The following is a 20,163-nucleotide window of genomic DNA, read 5'->3' on the forward strand; positions in this document are numbered from 1 at the left end:
CCATCACGAGGCCGGACGTGTCCGATGCGTATGGTTATCTATCGCCATGCGCGGATGCCGCGCTTCGGGGGCGCCGCAGGGCGGCGGGTGCGATAGGAGAAAACCGATAGTGAACGTGCAGCCGATATCCGGGAGAACCAGGACAAGGGGTCGCCGGAATGTGCTGTCCGCCGTGCTGTTGGGCACGGTGCTGACCGTCACCACCGCGTGCGGCGGTGGCGGCGGAGGAGCCGACGCCGGCGGCAAGAAGGGCAAGAAGGCCGCCGACGGACCGTCGCAGGCCGTCGTGTCGATCGCCGTCAAGGACGGCGCGACCGAGGTGAAGACCAGCGGCGCCCTCAAGGTCACCGCCGACAAGGGGAGTCTGACCTCGGTCAAGGTCTCCGACGGCAAGGGAAAGCCCGTCGAGGGCCGGATATCCAGCGGAGGGTCCGCCTGGGAGCCCTCCACCCACCTCGCCGCCGCCACCAAGTACACGGTGGACGCGATAGCCAAGGACGAGGAAGGCCGCGAGTCCGCGAAGCACGCCAGCTTCACCACCCTCACTCCGCAGAACACCTTCGCCGCCTACTTCACGCCCGAGGACGGCAGCACCGTCGGCGTGGGCATGCCGGTCTCGCTCAACTTCAGCCGGGGCATCACCGACCCCAAGGCCGTCGAGCGCGCGGTCAAGGTGACCGCCGAACCGGCCGTCGACATCAAGCCCCACTGGTTCGGCAACGATCGCCTCGACCTCCGCCCCGAGAAGTACTGGGCCGCGGGCACCAAGGTGACGCTGAGCCTCAACCTCGACGGCGTCGAGGGCCGTCCGGGCGTCTACGGCACGCAGAACAAGAGCGTGAAGTTCACCGTCGGCCGCAGCCAGGTCAGCACCGTGGACGCCAAGACGCACACCATGAAGGTCGAGCGCGACGGCAAGCTCTTCAAGACCATCCCGATATCCGCCGGCGCCCCCGGCCACTCGACGTACAACGGCCAGATGGTCATCAGCGAGAAGTACGAAGTGACGCGGATGAACGGCGACACGGTCGGCTTCGGCGGCGAGTACGACATCAAGGACGTGCCGCACGCGATGCGCCTGTCCACCTCCGGCACCTTCATCCACGGCAACTACTGGTCGGGCTCGGACACCTTCGGCTCGGCCAACGCCAGCCACGGCTGCGTCGGCCTGGAGGACCAGCGCGGCGGCGGCGACCCGTCCGCGCCCGGCGCCTGGTTCTTCAACAACTCCATGGTCGGCGACGTCGTCGTGGTCAAGAACTCGGATGACAAAACGATCCAGCCCGAGAACGGCCTCAACGGCTGGAACATGCCGTGGTCGGAGTGGACGAAGAGCAGCTGACGTCCCCCCGCCCCCTGCGGCCCGGTGCGTGTGACCAGACGCACCGGGCCGTTGGCGTTCCCCCGCGTCTAACCTGGCGCCATGACTGTGCATTGTGAGGTCGCGGAGGGCGTCGGCACCGTCCGGCTCGACCGTCCGCCGATGAACGCGCTGGACATCGCCACCCAGGACCGGCTGCGCGAGCTGGCCGACGAACTGACCCGCCGCACGGACGTGCGCGCGGTCGTCATCTGGGGCGGGGAGAAGGTGTTCGCGGCCGGCGCGGACATCAAGGAGATGCGGGACATGGACCACGCGGGCATGGTCGCCCGGTCCCGTGCCCTGCAGGACGCCTTCACCGCCGTGGCACGCATCCCCAAGCCCGTCGTCGCGGCCGTCACCGGCTATGCCCTGGGCGGCGGCTGCGAGCTGGCGCTCTGCGCGGACTTCCGCATCGCCGCCGACAACGCCCGGCTCGGGCAGCCCGAGATCCTGCTCGGTCTGATCCCGGGCGCGGGCGGCACCCAGCGCCTCGCCCGGCTCATCGGCCCCTCCCGGGCCAAGGACCTCATCTTCACCGGCCGTCAGGTGAAGGCGGACGAGGCGCTCGCGCTCGGTCTCGTGGACCGCGTCGTCCCCGCCGCCGAGGTGTACGAGCAGGCGCACGCCTGGGCGGCGAAGCTGGCCGCCGGCCCGGCGATCGCGCTGCGGGCCGCCAAGGAGGCGGTGGACACCGGGCTGGAGACGGACATCGACACCGGACTGGCCATCGAACGCAACTGGTTTGCGGGCTTGTTCGCCACCGAGGACCGGGAGATCGGCATGCGCAGCTTCGTCGAGGACGGCCCCGGCAAGGCCAAGTTCGTCTGATCCATGCCCTAAGTCGGGTAAGGAAGGGGCGAATTGGCGGAGGGCGGGCGGAGCGGCCCCGGAGGGGGGCGTTCTGCCCGTTGCCACTTGTGGGGGAATTCCGAAGGAAGCGTGGACCCGGTCGGGTGACCCCTTCCCGGCCGTCCGGCGACCGCCCGGGACCCCGTGGTCGCCGCAGGTCAGTTGGGGTTTGCCAGGGGTGGGGGAGCCGCTGGCATATGTCGCCGCGGGGCCTCGGAGGGATCTCTTCCGGAAAGTCGAATCCGAAGGTTCCACTCCCCGGCGGCCATTCGGCGGCCATCATGGGGGCATGGCGGGTCTGGAGGGAACGGAGCAGCCACGGCGCGGGGCGGCCACGGCTGCGGTGCAGTGGGCCCCGGCCGTTGACGACGAACTGGCGCTCAAGGTGCTCGAGCTGTACGGCGATCCCACCCTCGGCGAGGTCCGGCTGCCCTCCTGCCCGGAGTCCACGGTCGCGGCCCGGAGGCTGACGCACTGCGTCGTGGTGAGCCACTGGGGCCTCTCGGCACAACTGGCCGAGCACGCCGTGCTGCTGGTCTCCGAGCTCGTGGGCAACGCCGTCCGGCACACCGGGGCCCGGCACTTCGGGCTGCGGATGTGGCGCCGGCGCGGCTGGGTGCGCATGGAGGTGCGCGACCCCTCGCGCGGGCTGCCCTGCCTGCTGCCGGTGCGCGAGACGGACACCAACGGCCGGGGGCTGTTCCTCGTCGACCGGCTCTCCGACCGGTGGGGCGTGGATCTGCTGGCGCGGGGCAAGACGGCCTGGTTCGAGATGCGCGTCGCCGACCGCTGACCGGGTCTCCGCACGGCCCCGGTACGCCGAGAGGCCCCGGTCCGCCGGAGTGCGGCGATGGGGGCCTCTTCATGGCGCCGCGGAGAAATGGGGTGTGTTCCGCGGCGGATCGACGACCGAGCCCGGGTCAATGGGGGTCGTGCCACCGACTATGGCAGACGGGACGCGCCGGAGCCAAAGCGGATTTGCGGGCATATTCGGGCAACTCGCTCATTAACCGAGGGTAATCAAAGGTGAGATGTGCCACGCGCCTTGCATTCCATGAATAAAACCGTGGGGTCACTTATCTTTATGCGCCTTATGGAGGGAGTGGCGCGCCGGTGCTTGCGGGCCGGCCCCGATTGTGAGTGTCATGTCCCCGTCTGAGTGTTCCCGACGTCCGGACCCGGGAGGCCCCATGGACGAGACGCCTTTGGACGACATGCCCTCGGACGAGACCCCTGCGCCCGCCCTGCCCCGCCGGATCGCCCTCGGCGGCGTCGTGACCCTTCTGGGAGCCGCGGCCCTGGGCGCGGCCTCCGCCTTCAGCATCGGCCGGCCGGCCGCCTCCGCCGAGTCCCGGCCGCCCGACTCCCCCTATCCGCCCACCCACTGGATACCGGCCAACGCCGCCAACTACACGGCCTCCGGCAGACCGGACGCCTATCCCGTCGAGTACGTGGTCATCCACGTCACCCAGGAGACCTTCCCGAACACGGTGAAGATCTTCCAGAATCCCGCGGCCAAGGTCTCGGCGCACTACCTGGTCGCGTCCGCCGACGGCTACACCGCACAGTTCGTCCGCGAACGGGACGTCGCCTGGCACGCGGGCAACTGGAACTACAACACCCGCAGCATCGGCATCGAGCACGAGGGGTGGGTGGACCGCCCCGAGTACTTCACCGACGCCCTCTACCGCGCCTCCGCCCGCCTCACTGCCGCCGTCTGCGACCGCTACGGGATCCCCCGCACCCGCGAGCGCATCATCGGCCACGTCGAGGTGCCGGGCTCCACCCACACCGACCCCGGCCCGTACTGGGACTGGGCGCGCTACATGGATCTGGTGGCCGGTCAGCCCCCGGCCGTCCGGGCCCCGCGGGGCCGCTAATCTGTGCCGGACATTCGCACGCGGCGCACACAGCACGCAGCACCACAAGGGGAGGCCCACATGGCTGACATCGAGGAAGCCCGCAGGATATTCGCCACGTTCGACGCCGACGGGGACGGTTTCATCACCGCGGCCGAATACAAGAGCGCGATGGCGAAGCTCGGCGACCCGTTCGTCACCGAGACCGTGGCCCAGGCCGTCATCAACGCCAAGGACGCCAACGGCGACGGCCTGATGTCCTTCGACGAGTTCTGGGCGTCCCAGAACAAGGGCCAGAACTAAGGGCCGGAACTAAGGCCGGAACCAGGGCCGATCCCGACGCGGCCGCCGCTCCGGGTCAGCGCGAGCCCCTGCGCTGCGCGTTCGCCCGGCGGCGGCCGTCGTTGCACAGCAGACAGCGGCCCCAGCCCGGCGGCAGCGGGTCGTACTTGTCCCCGTAGAGGGGATCCACGGCGCCCTTGGGATGCGTCGAGCAGCCCGTGGCGCCGTGCGCGGCGCCCAGGGCGCGCGCCGCGTCCAGCGCCCGGCGCAGGGCGTCCAGGATCTGCTCGGTCTCCTGGGCCGAGGGCGTGGACTCAAGGCTATAGGCGATGTCCGTGGCGGTGTTGAGCGCGCTGTGGAGCTCGCGCAGGTCTGCGTAACCCATGCCCGCGAGCGTACGCGGGACCACTGACAACGCGGCCCGGACGGCCTGCGGTACGGTCGGCGCCATGCACGGGACCCCGTACCTCACGGTGACGACCACCGCGCCCGGCGAGGACGTCGCCCGGCGCATCGCCGCGGGCGCGGTCGAGCGCCGGCTCGCCGCCTGCGCCCAGATCGACGGCCCGGTCACCAGCGTCTACCGGTGGCAGGGACGGATCGAGACCGACGCCGAGTGGCGCGTCGTGTTCAAGACCACCGGCGAGCGGTACGCGGAGCTGGAGGCCCACATCCGCGAGGGACACCCCTACGACGTCCCCGAGATCATCGCCACTCCCGTCACCGCGGGCGGCGCGGACTACCTCGCCTGGCTCCGCTCGGAGACCGGCCCGTAGGCGGACGGCCAGACGCCCGACGGCTCCCCTCCTTGTGCCGTCGGTCGCATGACGCGAGGGAGCGCGAGCCGGACCCCCGTACCCGCCCGCACTCCGTTCCACCGGCCGCGGGCGGCGGATCCGCGCCCGGGACCGCTCCAGGATGTGACACCGGACGCGCCCCGGCATAGGACGCGGTGTGCCAGCCGTGGCACACGACGCGCCACGGCTGGCCGAAGATGGGGGCATGGCAGACGCGCACACAGCTTCCGAGACCCATGGCGAGCAGGACTCGATCGTCCTGTCGAAGTTCCTGCTGACGGCCGCCGGGTCGGACGGGGCCGACCCGGACCGCATAGCCCGCGAGGCGGGGCTGCCGGGCTGGGCGCTGACCGAGGACGAGGTGATGATCCCGGCCCGCGTCACCATGCGCGTGTGGGAGCTGGTCGAGCGGGCCCTGGGCACGCCCGACTCGCCCGTGTCCATCGCCGGCTGGTACGACCTGGGCGCCCTGGGCCTGTTCGACTACCTCTTCGCCAACGCCCGTACGCTGGGCGAGGCGTTCGAGAGCAGCACCCGCTATCTGCACTTCGTCACCACCAACGGCCGCCTGGCGACGGTCTCCGAGGACGAGCAGGAGACGACGTTCTCGTTCCACTACCGGGAGGGCGAACCGCGCCAGATGGAACTGGCCGAGCAGTTCGCCATGGCCGTGCTCTGCTCCCGCGCCCGGGGCGTCACCGGCGAACCGGTGCACCCCCTGCACGTCGGCTTCGCCCAGTCCGCACCGCGCCACCACGCCACGCTCGCCGAGGCCCTCGGCGCCGAACGGGGCATCGACTTCGGCCAGGCCCGCGGCTCGGTCACCTTCCGCACCGCCGACCTGTGCCGGCCCATCCCCGCCGCCGACCCGCGCCTGGCCGCCATCCTGCGCCGCTACGCCGAGCTGCTGCCCCCGCCGCCGGGCGCGGACTGGCGGGAGAAGTTCGAGCGGGAGCTGGACGCCTGCCTCGCCGAGGGCACGGCGGCCCTCGACCACGTCGCCCAGCGGCTGGTGACGAGCCGTCGCACCCTGCAGCGCCGGCTCGCCGACGCCGGCACCACCTGGCGCGCCGAACTGGACGCCGCCCGCCGCCGCCGAGCCGACCGCGCCCGCCGCACCGGCGGCCACGCCACCTCCGCACTCGCCGGCCAGCTCGGCTACTCCGACCCGCGCTCGCTGCGCCGCGCCATGCGCCGGTGGACGGCGGAGGGGTGAAAACGGGCGGGCCCCGGGGCAGTTGCGCCCCGGGGCCCGCTCACGACCGGTTCCCCGTCAGCACTCGATGACGTTGACCGCGAGGCCGCCCCGCGCCGTCTCCTTGTACTTGACCTTCATGTCCGCGCCGGTCTCCTTCATGGTCTTGATGACCTTGTCCAGGGAGACGTGGTGGCGGCCGTCGCCGCGCAGGGCCATGCGGGCGGCGGTGACGGCCTTGGCGGCGGCCATGCCGTTGCGCTCGATGCACGGGATCTGGACCAGGCCGCCGACCGGGTCGCAGGTCAGGCCCAGGTTGTGCTCCATGCCGATCTCGGCCGCGTTCTCCACCTGCTCCGGGGTGCCGCCGAGGACCTCGGCGAGGCCGCCCGAGGCCATCGAGCAGGCCGAGCCGACCTCGCCCTGGCAGCCGACCTCGGCGCCGGAGATCGAGGCGTTCTCCTTGAAGAGCATGCCGATCGCGCCCGCGGCGAGGAGGAAGCGGACGATGCCGTCCTCGTCCGCGCCGGGCACGAAGTTCATGTAGTAGTGCAGCACGGCCGGGATGATGCCCGCGGCGCCGTTGGTGGGGGCGGTGACGACGCGGCCGCCGGCGGCGTTCTCCTCGTTGACCGCCATGGCGTAGACCGTGATCCACTCCATCGCGCGGGCCTGCGGGTCGCCCTCGGCGCGCAGCTGGCGGGCGGTGGAGGCGGCGCGGCGGCGGACCCGGAGGCCGCCGGGGAGGATGCCCTCGCGGGACATGCCGCGCGAGACGCACGCCTGCATCACGCGCCAGATCTCCAGGAGGCCCTCGCGGATCTCCTCCTCGGTGCGCCAGGCCTTCTCGTTCTCCAGCATCAGCGCGGAGATCGACAGCCCGGTCTCGTGGGAGAGGCGCAGCAGCTCGTCGCCGGTGCGGAAGGGGTACTTCAGGACGGTGTCGTCGAGGACGATCCGGTCCGCGCCCACCGCGTCCTCGTCCACGACGAAGCCGCCGCCGACCGAGTAGTAGGTCTTCTCCAGCAGGGGCGCGCCGCTCTCGTCGTAGGCGAAGAGCGTCATGCCGTTGGCGTGGTACGGCAGCGAGCGGCGGCGGTGGAGGATCAGCTGGGTCGACTCGTCGAAGTCGATCTCGTGGGCGTCGCCGATCTCCGCACCCATGAGGCGCAGGCGCTTGGTGACGCGGATGCGCTCGACCTCGTCGTCGGCGATCTCGACGTCGACCGTGCGCGGGGAGTGTCCCTCCAGACCGAGGAGGACGGCCTTGGGGGTGCCATGGCCGTGGCCGGTGGCGCCGAGGGAGCCAAAGAGCTCGGCGCGCACGGACGTGGTCTGCGCGAGCACGCCGTCCTTCTTCAGACGGCCCACGAACATCCGGGCGGCGCGCATCGGGCCGACCGTGTGGGAGCTGGACGGGCCTATGCCGATCGAGAAGAGATCGAAGACGGAGATGGCCACGGTGGCAGCTCCTTGGGTCGGGGGTGGTACGAGGGTGGTACGAGGGGGCGCGAGCCGTCGCGCACACTCCAGTGTGCGGGACGTTCCGCGCTTACCGGGCGGTACTGTGCGCCCGGTCACGGACCGCTCGGCGCCGCGGGGCGGTTCCATGGGCCCGCGTGGTCCGGGGCACCCGCCACTGTGCAGTGTGCGTGGTGCCCCGGACCGGCGGATGAAGCGGTGTTTGCCGGACTACTTCAGGCCGGGGTACAGCGGGTACTTCGCGGCCAGGGCCGTGACGCGGCCGCGCAGGGCGGCGGCGTCGTACTCCGGCTTGAGGGCCTCGGCGATGACGTCGGCGACCTCGCGGAAGTCCTCGGCCTGGAAGCCGCGGGTGGCCAGCGCCGGGGTGCCGATCCGCAGGCCCGAGGTGACCATCGGGGGCCGCGGGTCGTTCGGGATGGCGTTGCGGTTGACCGTGATGCCGACCTCGTGGAGGCGCTCCTCGGCCTGCTGGCCGTCCAGCTCGGAGTTGCGCAGGTCCACCAGGACCAGGTGCACGTCCGTGCCGCCGGACAGGACGGAGACGCCGGCCTTCTTGACGTCGTCCTGCAGCAGGCGCTCGGCGAGGATCTTCGCGCCCTCCAGCGTGCGCTGCTGGCGCTCCTTGAACTCCTCGGTCGCCGCGACCTTGAAGGAGACCGCCTTGGCCGCGATCACATGCTCCAGCGGGCCGCCCTGCTGACCGGGGAAGACCGCCGAGTTGATCTTCTTGGCGAGCTCGGCCGTGGACAGGATCACACCGCCGCGCGGACCGCCGAGGGTCTTGTGCGTGGTGGTGGTCACCACGTGCGCGTGCGGCACCGGGGAGGGGTGCAGACCGGCGGCGACCAGGCCCGCGAAGTGGGCCATGTCGACCATCAGGTACGCGCCGACCTCGTCGGCGATCCGGCGGAAGGCCGCGAAGTCCAGCTGGCGCGGGTAGGCGGACCAGCCGGCGACGATCAGCTTGGGGCGGTGCTCCTTGGCGAGGCGCTCGACCTCCTCCATGTCGACCAGGTTGGTCTGCTCGTCGACGTGGTAGGCGACCACGTTGTAGAGCTTGCCGGAGAAGTTGATCTTCATGCCGTGGGTGAGGTGACCACCGTGGGCTAGGTTGAGGCCCAGGATGGTGTCGCCCGGCTTCAGCAGCGCGAACATGGCCGCGGCGTTGGCCTGGGCGCCCGAGTGCGGCTGCACGTTGGCGGCCTCGGCGCCGAACAGCGCCTTGATCCGGTCGATGGCGATCTGCTCGACGACGTCCACGTGCTCGCAGCCGCCGTAGTAGCGGCGGCCCGGGTAGCCCTCGGCGTACTTGTTGGTGAGGACCGAGCCCTGGGCCTCCATGACCGCGACCGGAGCGAAGTTCTCCGAGGCGATCATCTCGAGGGTGGACTGCTGGCGGTGGAGTTCGGCGTCGACTGCGGCGGCGACGTCGGGGTCGAGCTCATGGAGGGAGCTGTTCAGAAGCGACATGAGTTCTTCCTGGACGAGGAGGAGGGGGGCGGGGTCAGCCGGCGAAGTCGGTGTACGCGTCGGCGGTCAGCAGGTCCGCCGGCTCGTCCGTGATCTTCACCTTGAACAGCCAGCCGCCCTCGAACGGGGCGGAGTTCACCAGCGACGGGTCGTCCACGACATCCTGGTTGGCCTCGACGACGTCGCCCGTGACGGGGGCGAAGAGGTCGCTGACCGACTTGGTGGACTCCAGCTCACCGCAGGTCTCGCCGGCGGTGATCGTGTCACCGACCGCCGGGAGCTGGGCGTAGACGACATCGCCGAGCGCGTTGGCCGCGAACTCGGTGATACCGACCGTCGCCACACCGTTCTCGTCGGTGGCCGACAGCCACTCGTGCTCCTTGGTGTAGCGCAGCTGCTGGGGGTTGCTCATGGGTCGATTCTCCTGTACGCGGGACAGTGCTTTTGACTGGGCCCCTGGCGAAGCCAGGGAGGGTCTTGACAGGTGAGACGGAAGAGGAAACCGAAGGGAAAGTGGATCAGCGCTCGCGCTTGTAGAAGGGGAGCGCCACGACCTCGTACTCCTCGTGGCTGCCCCGGATGTCCACGGCGACGCCGGGCGTCCCGGGCGCGGCGTGGGCCGCGTCCACGTAGGCGATGGCGAGCGGCTTGCCGAGGGTGGGGGAGGGGGCGCCGGAGGTGACCTCGCCGATCACCGTTCCGGAGCCGGTCTCGACCACCGGGTAGCCGGCGCGCGGCACCCGGCGGCCGGCGGCCACCAGGCCCACGAGCTTGCGGGGCGGGGCGCTCGCGGCGCGCTCGGCGGCGGCCTCCAGTGCCGCGCGCCCCACGAAGTCGCCCGGCTTGTCGAACTTGACGACCCGGCCGAGCCCGGCGTCGAAGGGCGTCGTGTCCGTGGTGAGCTCGTGCCCGTAGAGCGGCATGCCCGCCTCCAGGCGCAGGGTGTCGCGGCAGGACAGGCCGCAGGGCACCAGGCCGGCCTCCGCGCCCGCCGCGGTGAGCGCCTGCCACAGCTTCTCGGCGTCGGCGGGGGCGACGAACAGCTCGAAGCCGTCCTCGCCGGTGTAGCCCGTACGGGCGATCAGGGCCGGGACGCCCGCGACGGTGCCGGGCAGGCCCGCGTAGTACTTGAGGCCGTCCAGGTCGGCGTCGGTGACGGACTTCAGGATGCCGGGGGAGGCCGGGCCCTGGACGGCGAGCAGCGCGTAGTTCTCGCGGTCGTCGCGGACGTCCGCCCCGAAGCCCGCCGCCCGCTCGGTGAGCGCGTCCAGCACCACCTGGGCGTTGGAGGCGTTGGCGACGACCATGAACTCCTCGTCGCCCAGCCGGTAGACGATCAGGTCGTCGAGGATGCCGCCGCGCTCGTCGCAGATCATCGTGTACCGGGCGCGGCCCACGGCCAGCGCGGACAGATTGCCCACCAGGGCGAAGTCCAGGGCCTTGCCCGCCTCCGGGCCGGTGAGGGTGATCTCGCCCATGTGGGAGAGGTCGAAGAGGCCGGCGCGGGTGCGGACGGCGAGGTGCTCGTCGCGCTCGCTCCCGTAGCGCAGCGGCATGTCCCAGCCGGCGAAGTCGGTCATCGTCGCGCCGAGGCCGCGGTGCAGGGCGTCGAGCGCGGTCAGGCGGGGGGCTGCGTTCTCAGGGGGCATAGCGGGAACTCCCGGGCAGGCGGTCGCGAGGCGTCGAACAGTGAAGCCTCCCCATCTGTCATCGGAACCTGAGAGGTTCACCGGGACCCCCTGGAGGGCGCTCGGCTTGCACCTTGGGTGGGGCCGCCCATGGCGGCCCGCTTTTCAGATCTGCCTCGCCCGTGCGGTATCGGGGCCTGAGAGATTCAAGGGAGGAACTTGCTCCTTCGGCGCCCGGCACACGACGTGCCGGAACTCTCCCGCGCGGATTCGAGCGGCCGGTATGCAGTTGGTCGTGCAGTTGGCGCGCACATCATTGCACGTACGGACGTGCGATGGGCCGTTCGGAGACCATCGCATTGCATTACTTTTCTTTTACCCGGTTCGGGTACACCGACGGCGACGGGCGGGTGACGAGAGGGCGGGGACCGTGCGAACGGACGTCGAGGCGGAGGTTTCCGGGGCCGGGGCCCCGGTGCGGGACATGCGCGCGGGGCCCGCCCTCCGCGAACTGCGGTACCGCACCGGCGATCTGCTGGTGGTCTCCGGGCTGCCCGGCAGCGGCAAGTCCACCCTCATCCGGCGGCTGGCGCCCGCGCTCGACGGCCGGGGCGAGCCGGTGCGCCGCGTCGACTCCCAGGACACCCGCGCCCGCCTGGAGCGCCGGCTCCCCGCCCGCCTCCCGTACGGCCTCTACCGGCCCCTCGTCCGGGCCGTCCACTACGTGGGACTGCGCGGCGCCCTGCGCTCCGGCGCGAGCGTCGTCGTGCACGACTGCGGACGGGCCGGCTGGGTGCGCCGCTGGCTCGCCCGCGAGGCCCGCCGCCGCGGTACGGATCTGCACGTCCTGCTGCTCGCCGTGGCCCCGGGGACCGCGCTCGCCGGTCAGCGGGCCCGCGGCCGGACCGTCTCCGCGCCCGCCTTCGCCCGGCACCGCGGCGCCATGGAGCGCCTGGTCGCCGCGGCCGCCGGGGGCCGGGCGCCGGCGGGCGCCGCCTCCGTCGTCCTCCTGGACCGCGCCTCGGCCGACGCGCTGGGGTCCGTGGTCTTCGGCGGCCCCGGCCCGGGCACTTCCTGACGGTGGGCAGCGTCTGACGGGGGGACAGCGGCTAAGGTGCGGATGCGGTTGCGCCGGTGACGCGAGGCGAACCCCAGTGACACGAGACGGCGGTTGGAACGGATGAGCATCCCCGAGCAGTACGGGCACGACTGGCCCGCGAACGACCTGGAGCGCACCCTCGCCTCCGCCACGGGCGACCCCGCCGCCGGTGCCCGCATCGTGGAGGCGCTCGGCCGCAGCAGCGTGTGGATCCCCCTGCCCAACGGCGGCGGGCCCGACAGCGCCGACCTCGACCTGCCCACCGTGGAGCTCGACGGCGGCGCGTTCGTCCCCGTCTTCAGCTCCCACGCGGAGTTCCTGCGCGGCGCCGGAGACCGGATGCCGTTCGCCGTGGCCCCCGCCGTCGAGTTCGCCCGCGGACTGCCCCCGCAGGCCGGCATCGTGCTCAACCCCGGTGGCACGGTGGGCGCACCGCTGCCCCCGGCGGCCGTCGCCGAGCTGTGCCGCGCGGGACAGCTGCGGCTGGCGGGGGAGCCCACCGGCGGCCGGGTGCGCCTCTTCGAGCCCGACTGGCAGGACGAGCCGACGGCCTTCCTGGCCGCCGCCGGGCTGGAGTTCACCGCCGCCCGCGGCGTCCGCACCGGCCGCCGCGCGCTGGCCAGCGTCGAGGGCGGCGCCCCCGAGCTGTTCGTCGGCGTCGAGCTCGACCTCCCCGACGACGACAGCCGCGCCGCCGCCCTGGACGCCCTCGGCCGCGCCCTCGGGCAGGTGCCCGTGCCCTGGCCCGTGCGCCTCGTCCTCCTCGACGTCGCCCGGGACCCCGTCGCCGACTGGCTCCGCGACCGCGTCGGACCGTTCTACGACCGTGACCGCTGACTGCTCTCCTGCATGCCGCCGCGGCCTCGTAAGCTGGTTGGACGACCGTACGGGAGGCGCGACCGCGCCGTGAGGCAACGGGCGGGCGCGGGGTGCGCGTCTGCCCGCAGAAGGGGCGGGGTCAGGTGAGCGCGGGCGCGGAGAGCGGCGTGGAGCAGGTGCTGCGCCAAGTGGCGCCCGGACGCTACGACGTCTACGAGGCGCTGCTGCGCGCGGTCGCCGACGGCCGCCTGTGGATGCTGCTCTGGCACGGGCAGGCGGGCTCGCCCGACGCCCAGTACGGGAACATGGAGGTCGACGGCCTCGGCTACGCCCCCTGCGTCACCTCCGACCGGGAGCTCGCCGCCAGCGGCTGGAACCGGGCCCACGAGGTCGTCCCCGGCCGCTCCCTGGCCGCGTCCCTCTACCCCGGCCGCTGGGGCCTGTGGCTCAACCCCCACGCGCCCGGCGGCGGCGTCGGCATCCCCTGGCTCGACCTGCGCCGCATCGCCGGCGGACTCGACCGGCTGCCGGCCGGCCCGCTGCGCATCACCGAACCGGTCCTGGAGATCCCCCAGTTCTACGCCCTGCTCGCACAGCACGCGGCGCGGACGCCGGCGGTGCGGGCGCTGCGGCGCGCGTGGGTCCAGCCGGCGGTGGGCGCGGCGTATCTGGCGATCGGGCTCGACCTGTACGACACGTCCCAAGCGGCCGTGGAATCGGTGCGGTTGATGATGCGGCAGGCGATCGGGGCGGCGCCGGAGGGGCTGCCGGTCTCGACGGTCGCGCTGTCGGACGAGTACGACCCGGTGGGGATGTGGATGCGGGTGCATGCGCGGCCGTTCTACGGCCAGGAGGCGGCGCGGCAGGCGCCGTTGGCGGGGTACGGGTACCCGCACTAGGGCGGCCGCGCCGCATCGTTCTCAGGCGCCGGACGGGCTGAGCCGGCGCCGGCGCACGTCCGTATAACGGAACCCCTCATCGCACATCACGGTTGCGCATCCTTTGCGGACCAGGTCTGGCGGGTGATCGCGAACGCGTTGAAGACTCCCGCTCCAAGGACCCGCCGGTGGACCCGTCGGGGGTCCGCGGCACGACCGTACGTCCTGCTCCGCGAGTACCTTCCCGTACTTCCCGCACCACAGCGCCACTTTCCCCAGTGATGTCAACCATGCCGCCTCCCGGGCGGCCTGTGCGTGGGCCGGTGCCCCGGCCGAGAGGGGTCCGCAGACGATGACGGCACCACTTCCCGATACCAGCGCGGCCGGGGCCGTGGACGTCGTCGCCGACGCCCCCGTGAAGGCCATCGAGGGCCGTTCTCCCTGGCGCATCGCCTGGAACCGGCTCAAACGCGACAGACTCGCCCTCGCCGGCGGCATCGTCGTCCTGCTGCTGATCCTGGTCGCGGTCTTCGCCCCGCTGATCGTCGACCTCCTGGGCCACCCGCCGAACGAGTACCACGAGGACCAGATCGACCCGCTGCTCGGCACGCCCAAGGAGGCGTGGGGCGGGATGAACGGCGACTTCCTCTTCGGCGTGGAGCCCGTCAACGGCCGGGACGTCTTCAGCCGCGTCGTCTACGGCGCCCGCGTCTCGCTGCTCGTCGCCTTCCTCGCCGCCGTCGTGGCCGTGGCCATCGGCACCGTCCTCGGCATCGTGGCCGGCTACTTCGGCGGCTGGGTGGACACCCTGGTCAGCCGGGTCATGGACGCCCTGCTCGCCTTCCCGCAGCTGCTCTTCATCATCGCCCTCGTCTCCGTCGTCCCCAACGAGCTGTGGGGACTGAGCGGTTCGGGGGTGCGGATGGCCGTGCTCATCGCGGTGATCGGCTTCTTCGGCTGGCCCTACGTCGGACGCATCGTGCGCGGACAGACGCTCTCGCTCAGGGAGCGCGAGTACGTCGAGGCGGCCCGCAGCCTGGGCGCCGGGCGCACCTACATCCTCTTCCGCGAGCTGCTGCCCAACCTGGTCGCGCCGATCACCGTCTACGCCACGCTGATGATCCCGACCAACGTCCTCACCGAGGCGGCGCTCAGCTTCCTCGGGGCCGGCGTCAAGTCGCCGACCTCCTCCTGGGGGCAGATGCTCTCCAAGGCCGTCAACACCTATGAGAGCGACCCGATGTTCATGGTGTTCCCCGGCCTCGCCATCTTCGTCACCGTCCTCGCCTTCAACCTCTTCGGCGACGGCGTACGGGACGCGCTGGACCCCAAGGGCTCGCGCTGAGCGCGCGGCAACCCCAACCCCAGACCACGGAGGTCGCGACATCTTGGCTACGCAAGGGACTTCGAGGATTCCGAGGCGCAGAATGGCCGCCGGCGCGACGCTGGCCGTCGCGACGCTCGTCGCCGTCACCGCCTGCGGCGGCGGTGGCGGGAGCAAGGGCGGCGGCGGAGGCGGCGGCAAGGGGGCCGGTTTCAACGCCGGTGTCGAGAAGGTCGCCGGCCCGTCCGACAAGAAGGGCGGCGAGCTGAAGTACATCGCCACCCAGGACGCCGACTCCTGGGACCCGCAGCGCGGTTACTACGGCTTCGCCTGGGACTTCATGCGCTACTACACCCGCACCCTCGTCACCCCCAAACCCGGCCCCGGCGCGGAGAGCAGAACCGTCGTGCCGGACCTGGCCACCGACACCGGGAAGATGTCGGCCGACAAGAAGACCTACACCTTCACCCTGCGCCCCGGGATCACCTGGGAGGACGGCAAGCCCGTCACCAGCCAGGACGTCAAGTACGGCATCGAGCGCACCTGGGCCCAGGACAAGATCTCCGGCGGTCCGACCTGGGTGATGCAGGTCCTGGACCCGGACAAGAAGTACAAGGGACCCTACAAGGACGAGAGCAAGGACAAGCTCGGGCTGGCGCAGATCGAGACGCCCGACGCGAAGACCATCAGCTTCCATCTGGCCAAACCCAACGGCGACTTCCTCCAGATGCTGGCCATCCCCGCCGCCGCCCCGGTGCGCCAGGACATGGACAAGGCGGAGAAGTACGCGCTGCGCCCGTTCTCCAACGGCCCGTACAAGTTCGAGTCGTACGCCCCCAACAAGAGCCTGGTGCTCGTCCGCAACGACAAGTGGAACAAGGACTCGGACGCCGTCCGCAAGGCGCTGCCGGACAAGATCTCCGTCAAGTTCACCACCAACGCCGACGCGATGGACAGCGACCTGATCGCCGGCAACTACGACCTCGACCTCAACGCCACGGGCATGGGCTCGGCCGGCCGGCAGAAGGCGCTGCAGTCCGCCAAGGCCAACGTCGACAACCCGCTGACGGGCTTCATCCGTTACGCCGCCTTCCCGCAGTCCGTCGCGCCGTTCGACAACATCCACTGCCGCAAGGCCGCCATCCTCGGCGCCGACCACACCTCGCTGCAGACCGCGCGCGGCGGCCCCGAGGCGGGCGGCGACATCGGCACCGGCATGCTGCCGCCGGCCATCCAGGGCTTCGAGAAGAGCTTCGACCCGTACGGCATCGCGCAGGGCAAGGCGGACGAGGCCAAGGCCAAGGAGGAGCTGAAGGCCTGCGGCAAGCCGGACGGCTTCAAGACCACCATCGCGGTCCGCAACAACAAGCCGCAGGAGATCGCCACCGCGGAGTCGCTCCAGGCGTCCCTGAAGAAGATCGGCATCGACGCCCAGGTCGACCCGTACGACGGCGCCCAGTACTCGACCGTCATCGGCGCTCCCAAGAACGTCAAGGCCAAGGGCTACGGGATCATCGTCATGGGCTGGGGCGCCGACTTCCCCAGCGGCCAGGGCTACCTCCAGCCCGTCGTGGACGGGCGGTTCATCCAGGAGTCGGCCAACCAGAACTACCCGGAGATCAACGACCCCGCGATCAACAAGCTGATGGACGACGCCATCGCGGAGACCGACCCCGTCAAGGCGGGGAAGATCTACCAGGAGGCCAACAAGAAGGTCATGGAGGGCGCCTACTACCTGCCCTTCACCTACGAGAAGAACATCATCTGGCGCAGCTCCCGGCTGACCAACGTCTACACGACCGACGCCTACAACGGCCGCTACGACTACTCCGCCCTGGGTGTCGTGAAGTGACCTTTCTACGACGGTCGTTGACCGTCGTTCCGCTCAGCCGGCGCAACCGCCGCCAGGCCCCGAAGGGCAGGTGAGGGCCGAGCGCGGCGGTCCGGGGACGCAGCTCCCCGGACCGCCGCCGGGCCGACCGCAGTGTTCGCTTACCTCGTCAGGCGGCTGTTCGCCGTCATCGTGATGTTGCTCGTGGTCACGCTGGTGACCTTCCTCATCTTCTTCACCATCCCCAAGCTCACCGGGGCCGATCCCGCCGCCATGTACGTCGGCAAGCAGGCGGACCCCGCGACGATCGAGGGCATCCGGCAGAAGCTCGGGCTCAGCGATCCGGTGCTGGTGCAGTTCTGGCACTTCGTCAGCGGGCTGTTCACCGGCCGCGACTACACCGGCGGCGGGACCACCGACCACTGCCCGGCGCCCTGCTTCGGCTACTCCTTCCGCACCGAGCAGCCGGTCTGGCCGATCCTCACGGACCGGCTGCCCCCGACCCTCTCCCTCGCCGGCGGGGCCTGCGTGGTGTGGCTGGTGCTCGGCGTCTCGGCCGGGGTGGTCTCCGCGCTCAAGCGGGGCACCAAGATCGACCGGGCCGCGATGACGACCGCCCTCGCCGGGGTCTCGCTGCCGATCTACTTCACCGCGCTGCTGCTGCTGGCGCTCTTCAAGTTCCAACTCGGCTGGACCACGGCCGAGTACGTGCCCCTCACCGAGGACCCGGCGGGCTGGTTCAACGGGATGATCCTGCCCTGGGTCGCGCTGGCCTTCCTCTTCGCGGCGATGTACGCCCGGCTCACCCGGGCCACCATGATGGAGGTCCTCGGCGAGGACTACATCCGCACCGCGCGCGCCAAGGGTCTCACCGAGCGCGCCGTCATCGGCAAGCACGCCATGCGCTCGACGATGACGCCCATCGCCACCATCCTCGGCATGGACCTCGGCGCCCTCGTCGGCAGCGCGATCCTCACCGAGAGCGCCTTCAACCTGCCCGGTCTCGGCCAGGCGGCGGTCACCGCCATCAACAACAAGGACCTGCCGGTCATCCTCGGCGTGGTCCTCATCGCGGCCTCCGCGGTCGTCCTCGCCAACCTCGTGGTGGACCTGCTGTACGCCGTGATCGACCCCCGAGTGAGGCTCTCGTGACGTCCCCCGCTTACCTCGACGTGCGCGACCTGCGCATCCACTTCCCCACCGACGACGGCCTGGTGAAGTCCGTGGACGGGCTCTCCTTCTCGCTGGAGAAGGGCCGGACGCTGGGCATCGTGGGGGAGTCCGGCTCCGGCAAGTCCGTCAGCTCGCTGGGGATCATGGGCCTGCACACGGTCGGCCAGTACGGCCGCCGCAAGGCGCGGATCTCCGGCGAGATCTGGCTGGACGGCACCGAACTGCTCTCCGCCGACCCCGAGAAGGTGCGGAGGCTGCGCGGCCGCGAGATGGCGATGATCTTCCAGGACCCGCTGTCGGCCATGCACCCCTACTTCACGGTGGGTTCGCAGATCGCCGAGGCGTACCGCATCCACCATCCCGGCACCGACAAGAAGACCGCCCGCCGGCGCGCCGTCGACCTGCTGGACCGCGTCGGCATCCCGCAGCCCGACCGGCGGGTGGACGACTACCCGCACCAGTTCTCCGGCGGCATGCGCCAGCGCGCGATGATCGCCATGGCGCTGGTCAACAACCCGGCCCTGCTGATCGCCGACGAGCCGACCACCGCCCTCGACGTCACCGTCCAGGCGCAGATCCTCGACCTCATCCGCGACCTCCAGAAGGAGTTCGGCTCGGCGGTCGTCATCATCACCCACGACCTGGGCGTCGTCGCCGAACTCGCCGACGACATCCTCGTCATGTACGGCGGGCGGTGCGTCGAGCAGGGACCGGCCGAGCAGGTCTTCACCGCGCCCCAACACCCCTACACCTGGGGCCTGCTGGGATCCATGCCGCGCATCGACCGCGAACAGAGCGAGCGGCTCATCCCGGTCAAGGGCTCCCCGCCCAGTCTGATCAATGTGCCCCCCGGCTGTGCCTTCAGCCCCCGCTGCCCCTACGCCGATGTGCCCCCCGGCGGTGTCACCCGTACCGAACGGCCCGAGCTCCGTCCGGTCTCCGGCGCCGAACGGCACTCCTCCGCCTGCCACTTGGCACAGGAGGAACGGACCCGGATCTGGACCGAGGAGATTGCGCCCAAGCTATGACGGAGACGTTGCTCAAGGTCGAGGGGCTGACCAAACACTTCCCCATCACCAAGGGGCTGCTGCGCCGGCAGGTCGGCGCCGTCCACGCCGTGGACGGCATCGGCTTCGACGTGCGCGCCGGGGAGACGCTCGGCGTCGTCGGCGAGTCCGGCTGCGGCAAGTCCACCATGGGGCGCCTGGTGACGCGGCTGCTCGAACCCACCGCCGGGACGATCGAGTTCGAGGGGCGGGACATCTCCCACCTGGGGGTCGCCGGGATGCGGCCGCTCCGCCGGGACGTCCAGATGATCTTCCAGGACCCCTACTCGTCCCTGAACCCCCGGCACACGGTCGGCACCATCGTCGGCGCCCCGTTCCGGCTCCAGGGCATCACGCCCGGGGGCGGGGTGAAGAAGGAGGTGCAGCGGCTGCTCGAACTCGTCGGCCTCAACCCCGAGCACTACAACCGCTATCCGCACGAATTCTCCGGCGGGCAGCGGCAGCGCATCGGCATCGCACGGGCGCTGGCCCTCAAGCCGAAGCTGGTCGTCGCGGACGAGCCGGTGTCCGCGCTGGACGTGTCCATCCAGGCGCAGGTGGTCAACCTGCTGGACGACCTCCAGGACGAGCTCGGGCTGACGTACATCATCATCGCCCACGACCTGTCCGTCATCCGGCACGTCTCGGACCGGATCGCGGTGATGTACCTGGGGAAGCTGGTGGAGCTGACCGATCGTGCGTCGCTCTACGCGAACCCTCTGCACCCGTACACGAAGGCGTTGCTGTCCGCCGTGCCCGTGCCCGACCCCCGGCGGCGCGCCCGGCGCGAACGGATCCTGCTGAAGGGCGACGTGCCGTCGCCGATCTCGCCGCCGGCGGGGTGCCGGTTCCATACGCGGTGCTGGAAGGCGACGGAGGTGTGCGGGAGGGAGGAGCCGGGGTTGCGGGTGTTGGGGGTGGGGCATGAGGTGGCGTGCCATCATCCGGAGGTGCCGGAGGTGGGGGAGGGGTGAGTTCTGCCCCGGTCCCGCCCTTTCACCGTTTCTTCCGGGGCTCCGCCCCGGGGCCCGGTACCGCGGCTCCGCCGCGGTGGGGCGGGGGCTG

General features: G+C 71.3%; 20 protein-coding genes and 1 riboswitch. Of the genes, 15 read left to right on the forward strand and 5 right to left on the reverse strand.

Translation table 11 applies throughout. The annotated features are described in order from the left end of the window. Window positions 1-109: 109 nt before the first annotated feature. The 5 genes from AB8735_RS26160 to AB8735_RS26180 all read left to right on the forward strand — a co-directional run bounded on the left by AB8735_RS26160 (window position 110) and on the right by AB8735_RS26180 (window position 4,374). Complete coding sequence (locus AB8735_RS26160) at window positions 110-1,342, forward strand: Ig-like domain-containing protein (protein ID WP_372409761.1); 1,233 nt, start codon at window positions 110-112, stop codon at window positions 1,340-1,342. 81 nt (window positions 1,343-1,423) lie between these two features. Continuing rightward, complete coding sequence (locus tag AB8735_RS26165; RefSeq protein ID WP_344019458.1) at window positions 1,424-2,191, forward strand: enoyl-CoA hydratase-related protein; 768 nt, start codon at window positions 1,424-1,426, stop codon at window positions 2,189-2,191. A gap of 310 nt (window positions 2,192-2,501) precedes the next feature. Further along, the gene (locus AB8735_RS26170; RefSeq protein ID WP_344019460.1) at window positions 2,502-3,005 is read left to right on the forward strand and encodes an ATP-binding protein; all 504 of its coding nucleotides are present in this window, start codon (window positions 2,502-2,504) and stop codon (window positions 3,003-3,005) included. Between the two features lie 397 nt (window positions 3,006-3,402). Further along, on the forward strand, window positions 3,403-4,092 hold the full coding sequence (locus AB8735_RS26175; RefSeq protein ID WP_372409764.1) for an N-acetylmuramoyl-L-alanine amidase: 690 nt from the start codon (window positions 3,403-3,405) through the stop codon (window positions 4,090-4,092). Between the two features lie 60 nt (window positions 4,093-4,152). After that, window positions 4,153-4,374, forward strand: a complete 222-nt coding sequence (locus AB8735_RS26180) for an EF-hand domain-containing protein (protein WP_344019464.1) — start codon at window positions 4,153-4,155, stop codon at window positions 4,372-4,374. A gap of 55 nt (window positions 4,375-4,429) precedes the next feature. On the opposite strand, the gene AB8735_RS26185 is transcribed toward AB8735_RS26180, so the two are convergent. Then, complete coding sequence (locus AB8735_RS26185) at window positions 4,430-4,738, reverse strand: hypothetical protein (RefSeq protein WP_344019466.1); 309 nt, start codon at window positions 4,736-4,738, stop codon at window positions 4,430-4,432. Window positions 4,739-4,802: 64 nt separating this feature from the next. Between AB8735_RS26185 and cutA the strand changes: the two genes are divergently transcribed. Further along, entirely contained in the window at window positions 4,803-5,129 is a 327-nt protein-coding gene (cutA, locus tag AB8735_RS26190) for a divalent-cation tolerance protein CutA (RefSeq protein ID WP_344019468.1), read from the forward strand. A 226-nt stretch (window positions 5,130-5,355) separates the two neighbouring features. Continuing rightward, complete coding sequence (locus AB8735_RS26195) at window positions 5,356-6,366, forward strand: AraC family transcriptional regulator ligand-binding domain-containing protein (protein ID WP_372409767.1); 1,011 nt, start codon at window positions 5,356-5,358, stop codon at window positions 6,364-6,366. A gap of 57 nt (window positions 6,367-6,423) precedes the next feature. Here the strand turns inward: AB8735_RS26195 and AB8735_RS26200 are convergent, their stop codons facing one another. The 4 genes from AB8735_RS26200 to gcvT all read right to left on the reverse strand — a co-directional run bounded on the left by AB8735_RS26200 (window position 6,424) and on the right by gcvT (window position 10,949). Next, window positions 6,424-7,806, reverse strand: a complete 1,383-nt coding sequence (locus AB8735_RS26200; RefSeq protein ID WP_372409769.1) for an L-serine ammonia-lyase — start codon at window positions 7,804-7,806, stop codon at window positions 6,424-6,426. Window positions 7,807-8,037: 231 nt separating this feature from the next. Further along, a complete protein-coding gene (gene glyA, locus AB8735_RS26205; RefSeq protein WP_372409771.1) occupies window positions 8,038-9,300 on the reverse strand; it encodes a serine hydroxymethyltransferase in 1,263 nt (420 codons plus the stop codon). Between the two features lie 34 nt (window positions 9,301-9,334). Then, on the reverse strand, window positions 9,335-9,712 hold the full coding sequence (gene gcvH / locus AB8735_RS26210) for a glycine cleavage system protein GcvH (protein ID WP_372409772.1): 378 nt from the start codon (window positions 9,710-9,712) through the stop codon (window positions 9,335-9,337). 106 nt (window positions 9,713-9,818) lie between these two features. Beyond that, window positions 9,819-10,949: a glycine cleavage system aminomethyltransferase GcvT gene (gene gcvT, locus AB8735_RS26215; protein ID WP_372409774.1), complete on the reverse strand. Its 1,131-nt coding sequence runs from the start codon at window positions 10,947-10,949 to the stop codon at window positions 9,819-9,821. Between the two features lie 154 nt (window positions 10,950-11,103). Continuing rightward, window positions 11,104-11,201: riboswitch (glycine riboswitch) on the reverse strand. A gap of 157 nt (window positions 11,202-11,358) precedes the next feature. Between gcvT and AB8735_RS26220 the strand changes: the two genes are divergently transcribed. The 8 genes from AB8735_RS26220 (at window position 11,359) to AB8735_RS26255 (ending at window position 20,072) form a co-directional block, all read left to right on the forward strand. Then, the gene (locus tag AB8735_RS26220; protein WP_372409776.1) at window positions 11,359-12,006 is read left to right on the forward strand and encodes an AAA family ATPase; all 648 of its coding nucleotides are present in this window, start codon (window positions 11,359-11,361) and stop codon (window positions 12,004-12,006) included. Window positions 12,007-12,108: 102 nt separating this feature from the next. Further along, window positions 12,109-12,864, forward strand: coding sequence for an enhanced serine sensitivity protein SseB (locus AB8735_RS26225; RefSeq protein WP_372409778.1), 756 nt, complete (start codon window positions 12,109-12,111; stop codon window positions 12,862-12,864). 125 nt (window positions 12,865-12,989) lie between these two features. After that, window positions 12,990-13,745 carry an enhanced serine sensitivity protein SseB C-terminal domain-containing protein gene (locus tag AB8735_RS26230; RefSeq protein ID WP_372409779.1) on the forward strand — a complete coding sequence of 252 codons (756 nt, stop codon included), beginning with the start codon at window positions 12,990-12,992 and terminating at the stop codon, window positions 13,743-13,745. A gap of 331 nt (window positions 13,746-14,076) precedes the next feature. Then, window positions 14,077-15,069, forward strand: coding sequence for an ABC transporter permease (locus AB8735_RS26235; protein WP_344019484.1), 993 nt, complete (start codon window positions 14,077-14,079; stop codon window positions 15,067-15,069). A gap of 82 nt (window positions 15,070-15,151) precedes the next feature. After that, on the forward strand, window positions 15,152-16,900 hold the full coding sequence (locus AB8735_RS26240; RefSeq protein WP_344019486.1) for an ABC transporter substrate-binding protein: 1,749 nt from the start codon (window positions 15,152-15,154) through the stop codon (window positions 16,898-16,900). A gap of 132 nt (window positions 16,901-17,032) precedes the next feature. Further along, window positions 17,033-18,031, forward strand: a complete 999-nt coding sequence (locus AB8735_RS26245) for an ABC transporter permease (protein WP_344019488.1) — start codon at window positions 17,033-17,035, stop codon at window positions 18,029-18,031. Continuing rightward, entirely contained in the window at window positions 18,028-19,080 is a 1,053-nt protein-coding gene (locus AB8735_RS26250; RefSeq protein ID WP_344019490.1) for an ABC transporter ATP-binding protein, read from the forward strand. The genes AB8735_RS26245 and AB8735_RS26250 overlap by 4 nt, the downstream gene beginning before the upstream one ends. Beyond that, the gene (locus AB8735_RS26255; RefSeq protein WP_344019492.1) at window positions 19,077-20,072 is read left to right on the forward strand and encodes a dipeptide ABC transporter ATP-binding protein; all 996 of its coding nucleotides are present in this window, start codon (window positions 19,077-19,079) and stop codon (window positions 20,070-20,072) included. The genes AB8735_RS26250 and AB8735_RS26255 overlap by 4 nt, the downstream gene beginning before the upstream one ends. Window positions 20,073-20,163: the final 91 nt, after the last annotated feature.

This window comes from Streptomyces luteireticuli, assembly GCF_041519305.1.
GTDB lineage: Bacteria > Actinomycetota > Actinomycetes > Streptomycetales > Streptomycetaceae > Streptomyces > Streptomyces luteireticuli.

Coding starts and splice junctions, on each gene's coding strand:
- AB8735_RS26165 (WP_344019458.1), top strand. CDS start 1,424: ATGACTGTGCATTGTGAGGTCGCGGAGGGCGTCGGCACCGTCCGGCTC.
- AB8735_RS26170 (WP_344019460.1), top strand. CDS start 2,502: ATGGCGGGTCTGGAGGGAACGGAGCAGCCACGGCGCGGGGCGGCCACG.
- AB8735_RS26175 (WP_372409764.1), top strand. CDS start 3,403: ATGGACGAGACGCCTTTGGACGACATGCCCTCGGACGAGACCCCTGCG.
- AB8735_RS26180 (WP_344019464.1), top strand. CDS start 4,153: ATGGCTGACATCGAGGAAGCCCGCAGGATATTCGCCACGTTCGACGCC.
- AB8735_RS26185 (WP_344019466.1), bottom strand. CDS start 4,738: ATGGGTTACGCAGACCTGCGCGAGCTCCACAGCGCGCTCAACACCGCC.
- cutA (WP_344019468.1), top strand. CDS start 4,803: ATGCACGGGACCCCGTACCTCACGGTGACGACCACCGCGCCCGGCGAG.
- AB8735_RS26195 (WP_372409767.1), top strand. CDS start 5,356: ATGGCAGACGCGCACACAGCTTCCGAGACCCATGGCGAGCAGGACTCG.
- glyA (WP_372409771.1), bottom strand. CDS start 9,300: ATGTCGCTTCTGAACAGCTCCCTCCATGAGCTCGACCCCGACGTCGCC.
- gcvH (WP_372409772.1), bottom strand. CDS start 9,712: ATGAGCAACCCCCAGCAGCTGCGCTACACCAAGGAGCACGAGTGGCTG.
- gcvT (WP_372409774.1), bottom strand. CDS start 10,949: ATGCCCCCTGAGAACGCAGCCCCCCGCCTGACCGCGCTCGACGCCCTG.
- AB8735_RS26225 (WP_372409778.1), top strand. CDS start 12,109: ATGAGCATCCCCGAGCAGTACGGGCACGACTGGCCCGCGAACGACCTG.
- AB8735_RS26235 (WP_344019484.1), top strand. CDS start 14,077: ATGACGGCACCACTTCCCGATACCAGCGCGGCCGGGGCCGTGGACGTC.
- AB8735_RS26240 (WP_344019486.1), top strand. CDS start 15,152: ATGGCCGCCGGCGCGACGCTGGCCGTCGCGACGCTCGTCGCCGTCACC.
- AB8735_RS26255 (WP_344019492.1), top strand. CDS start 19,077: ATGACGGAGACGTTGCTCAAGGTCGAGGGGCTGACCAAACACTTCCCC.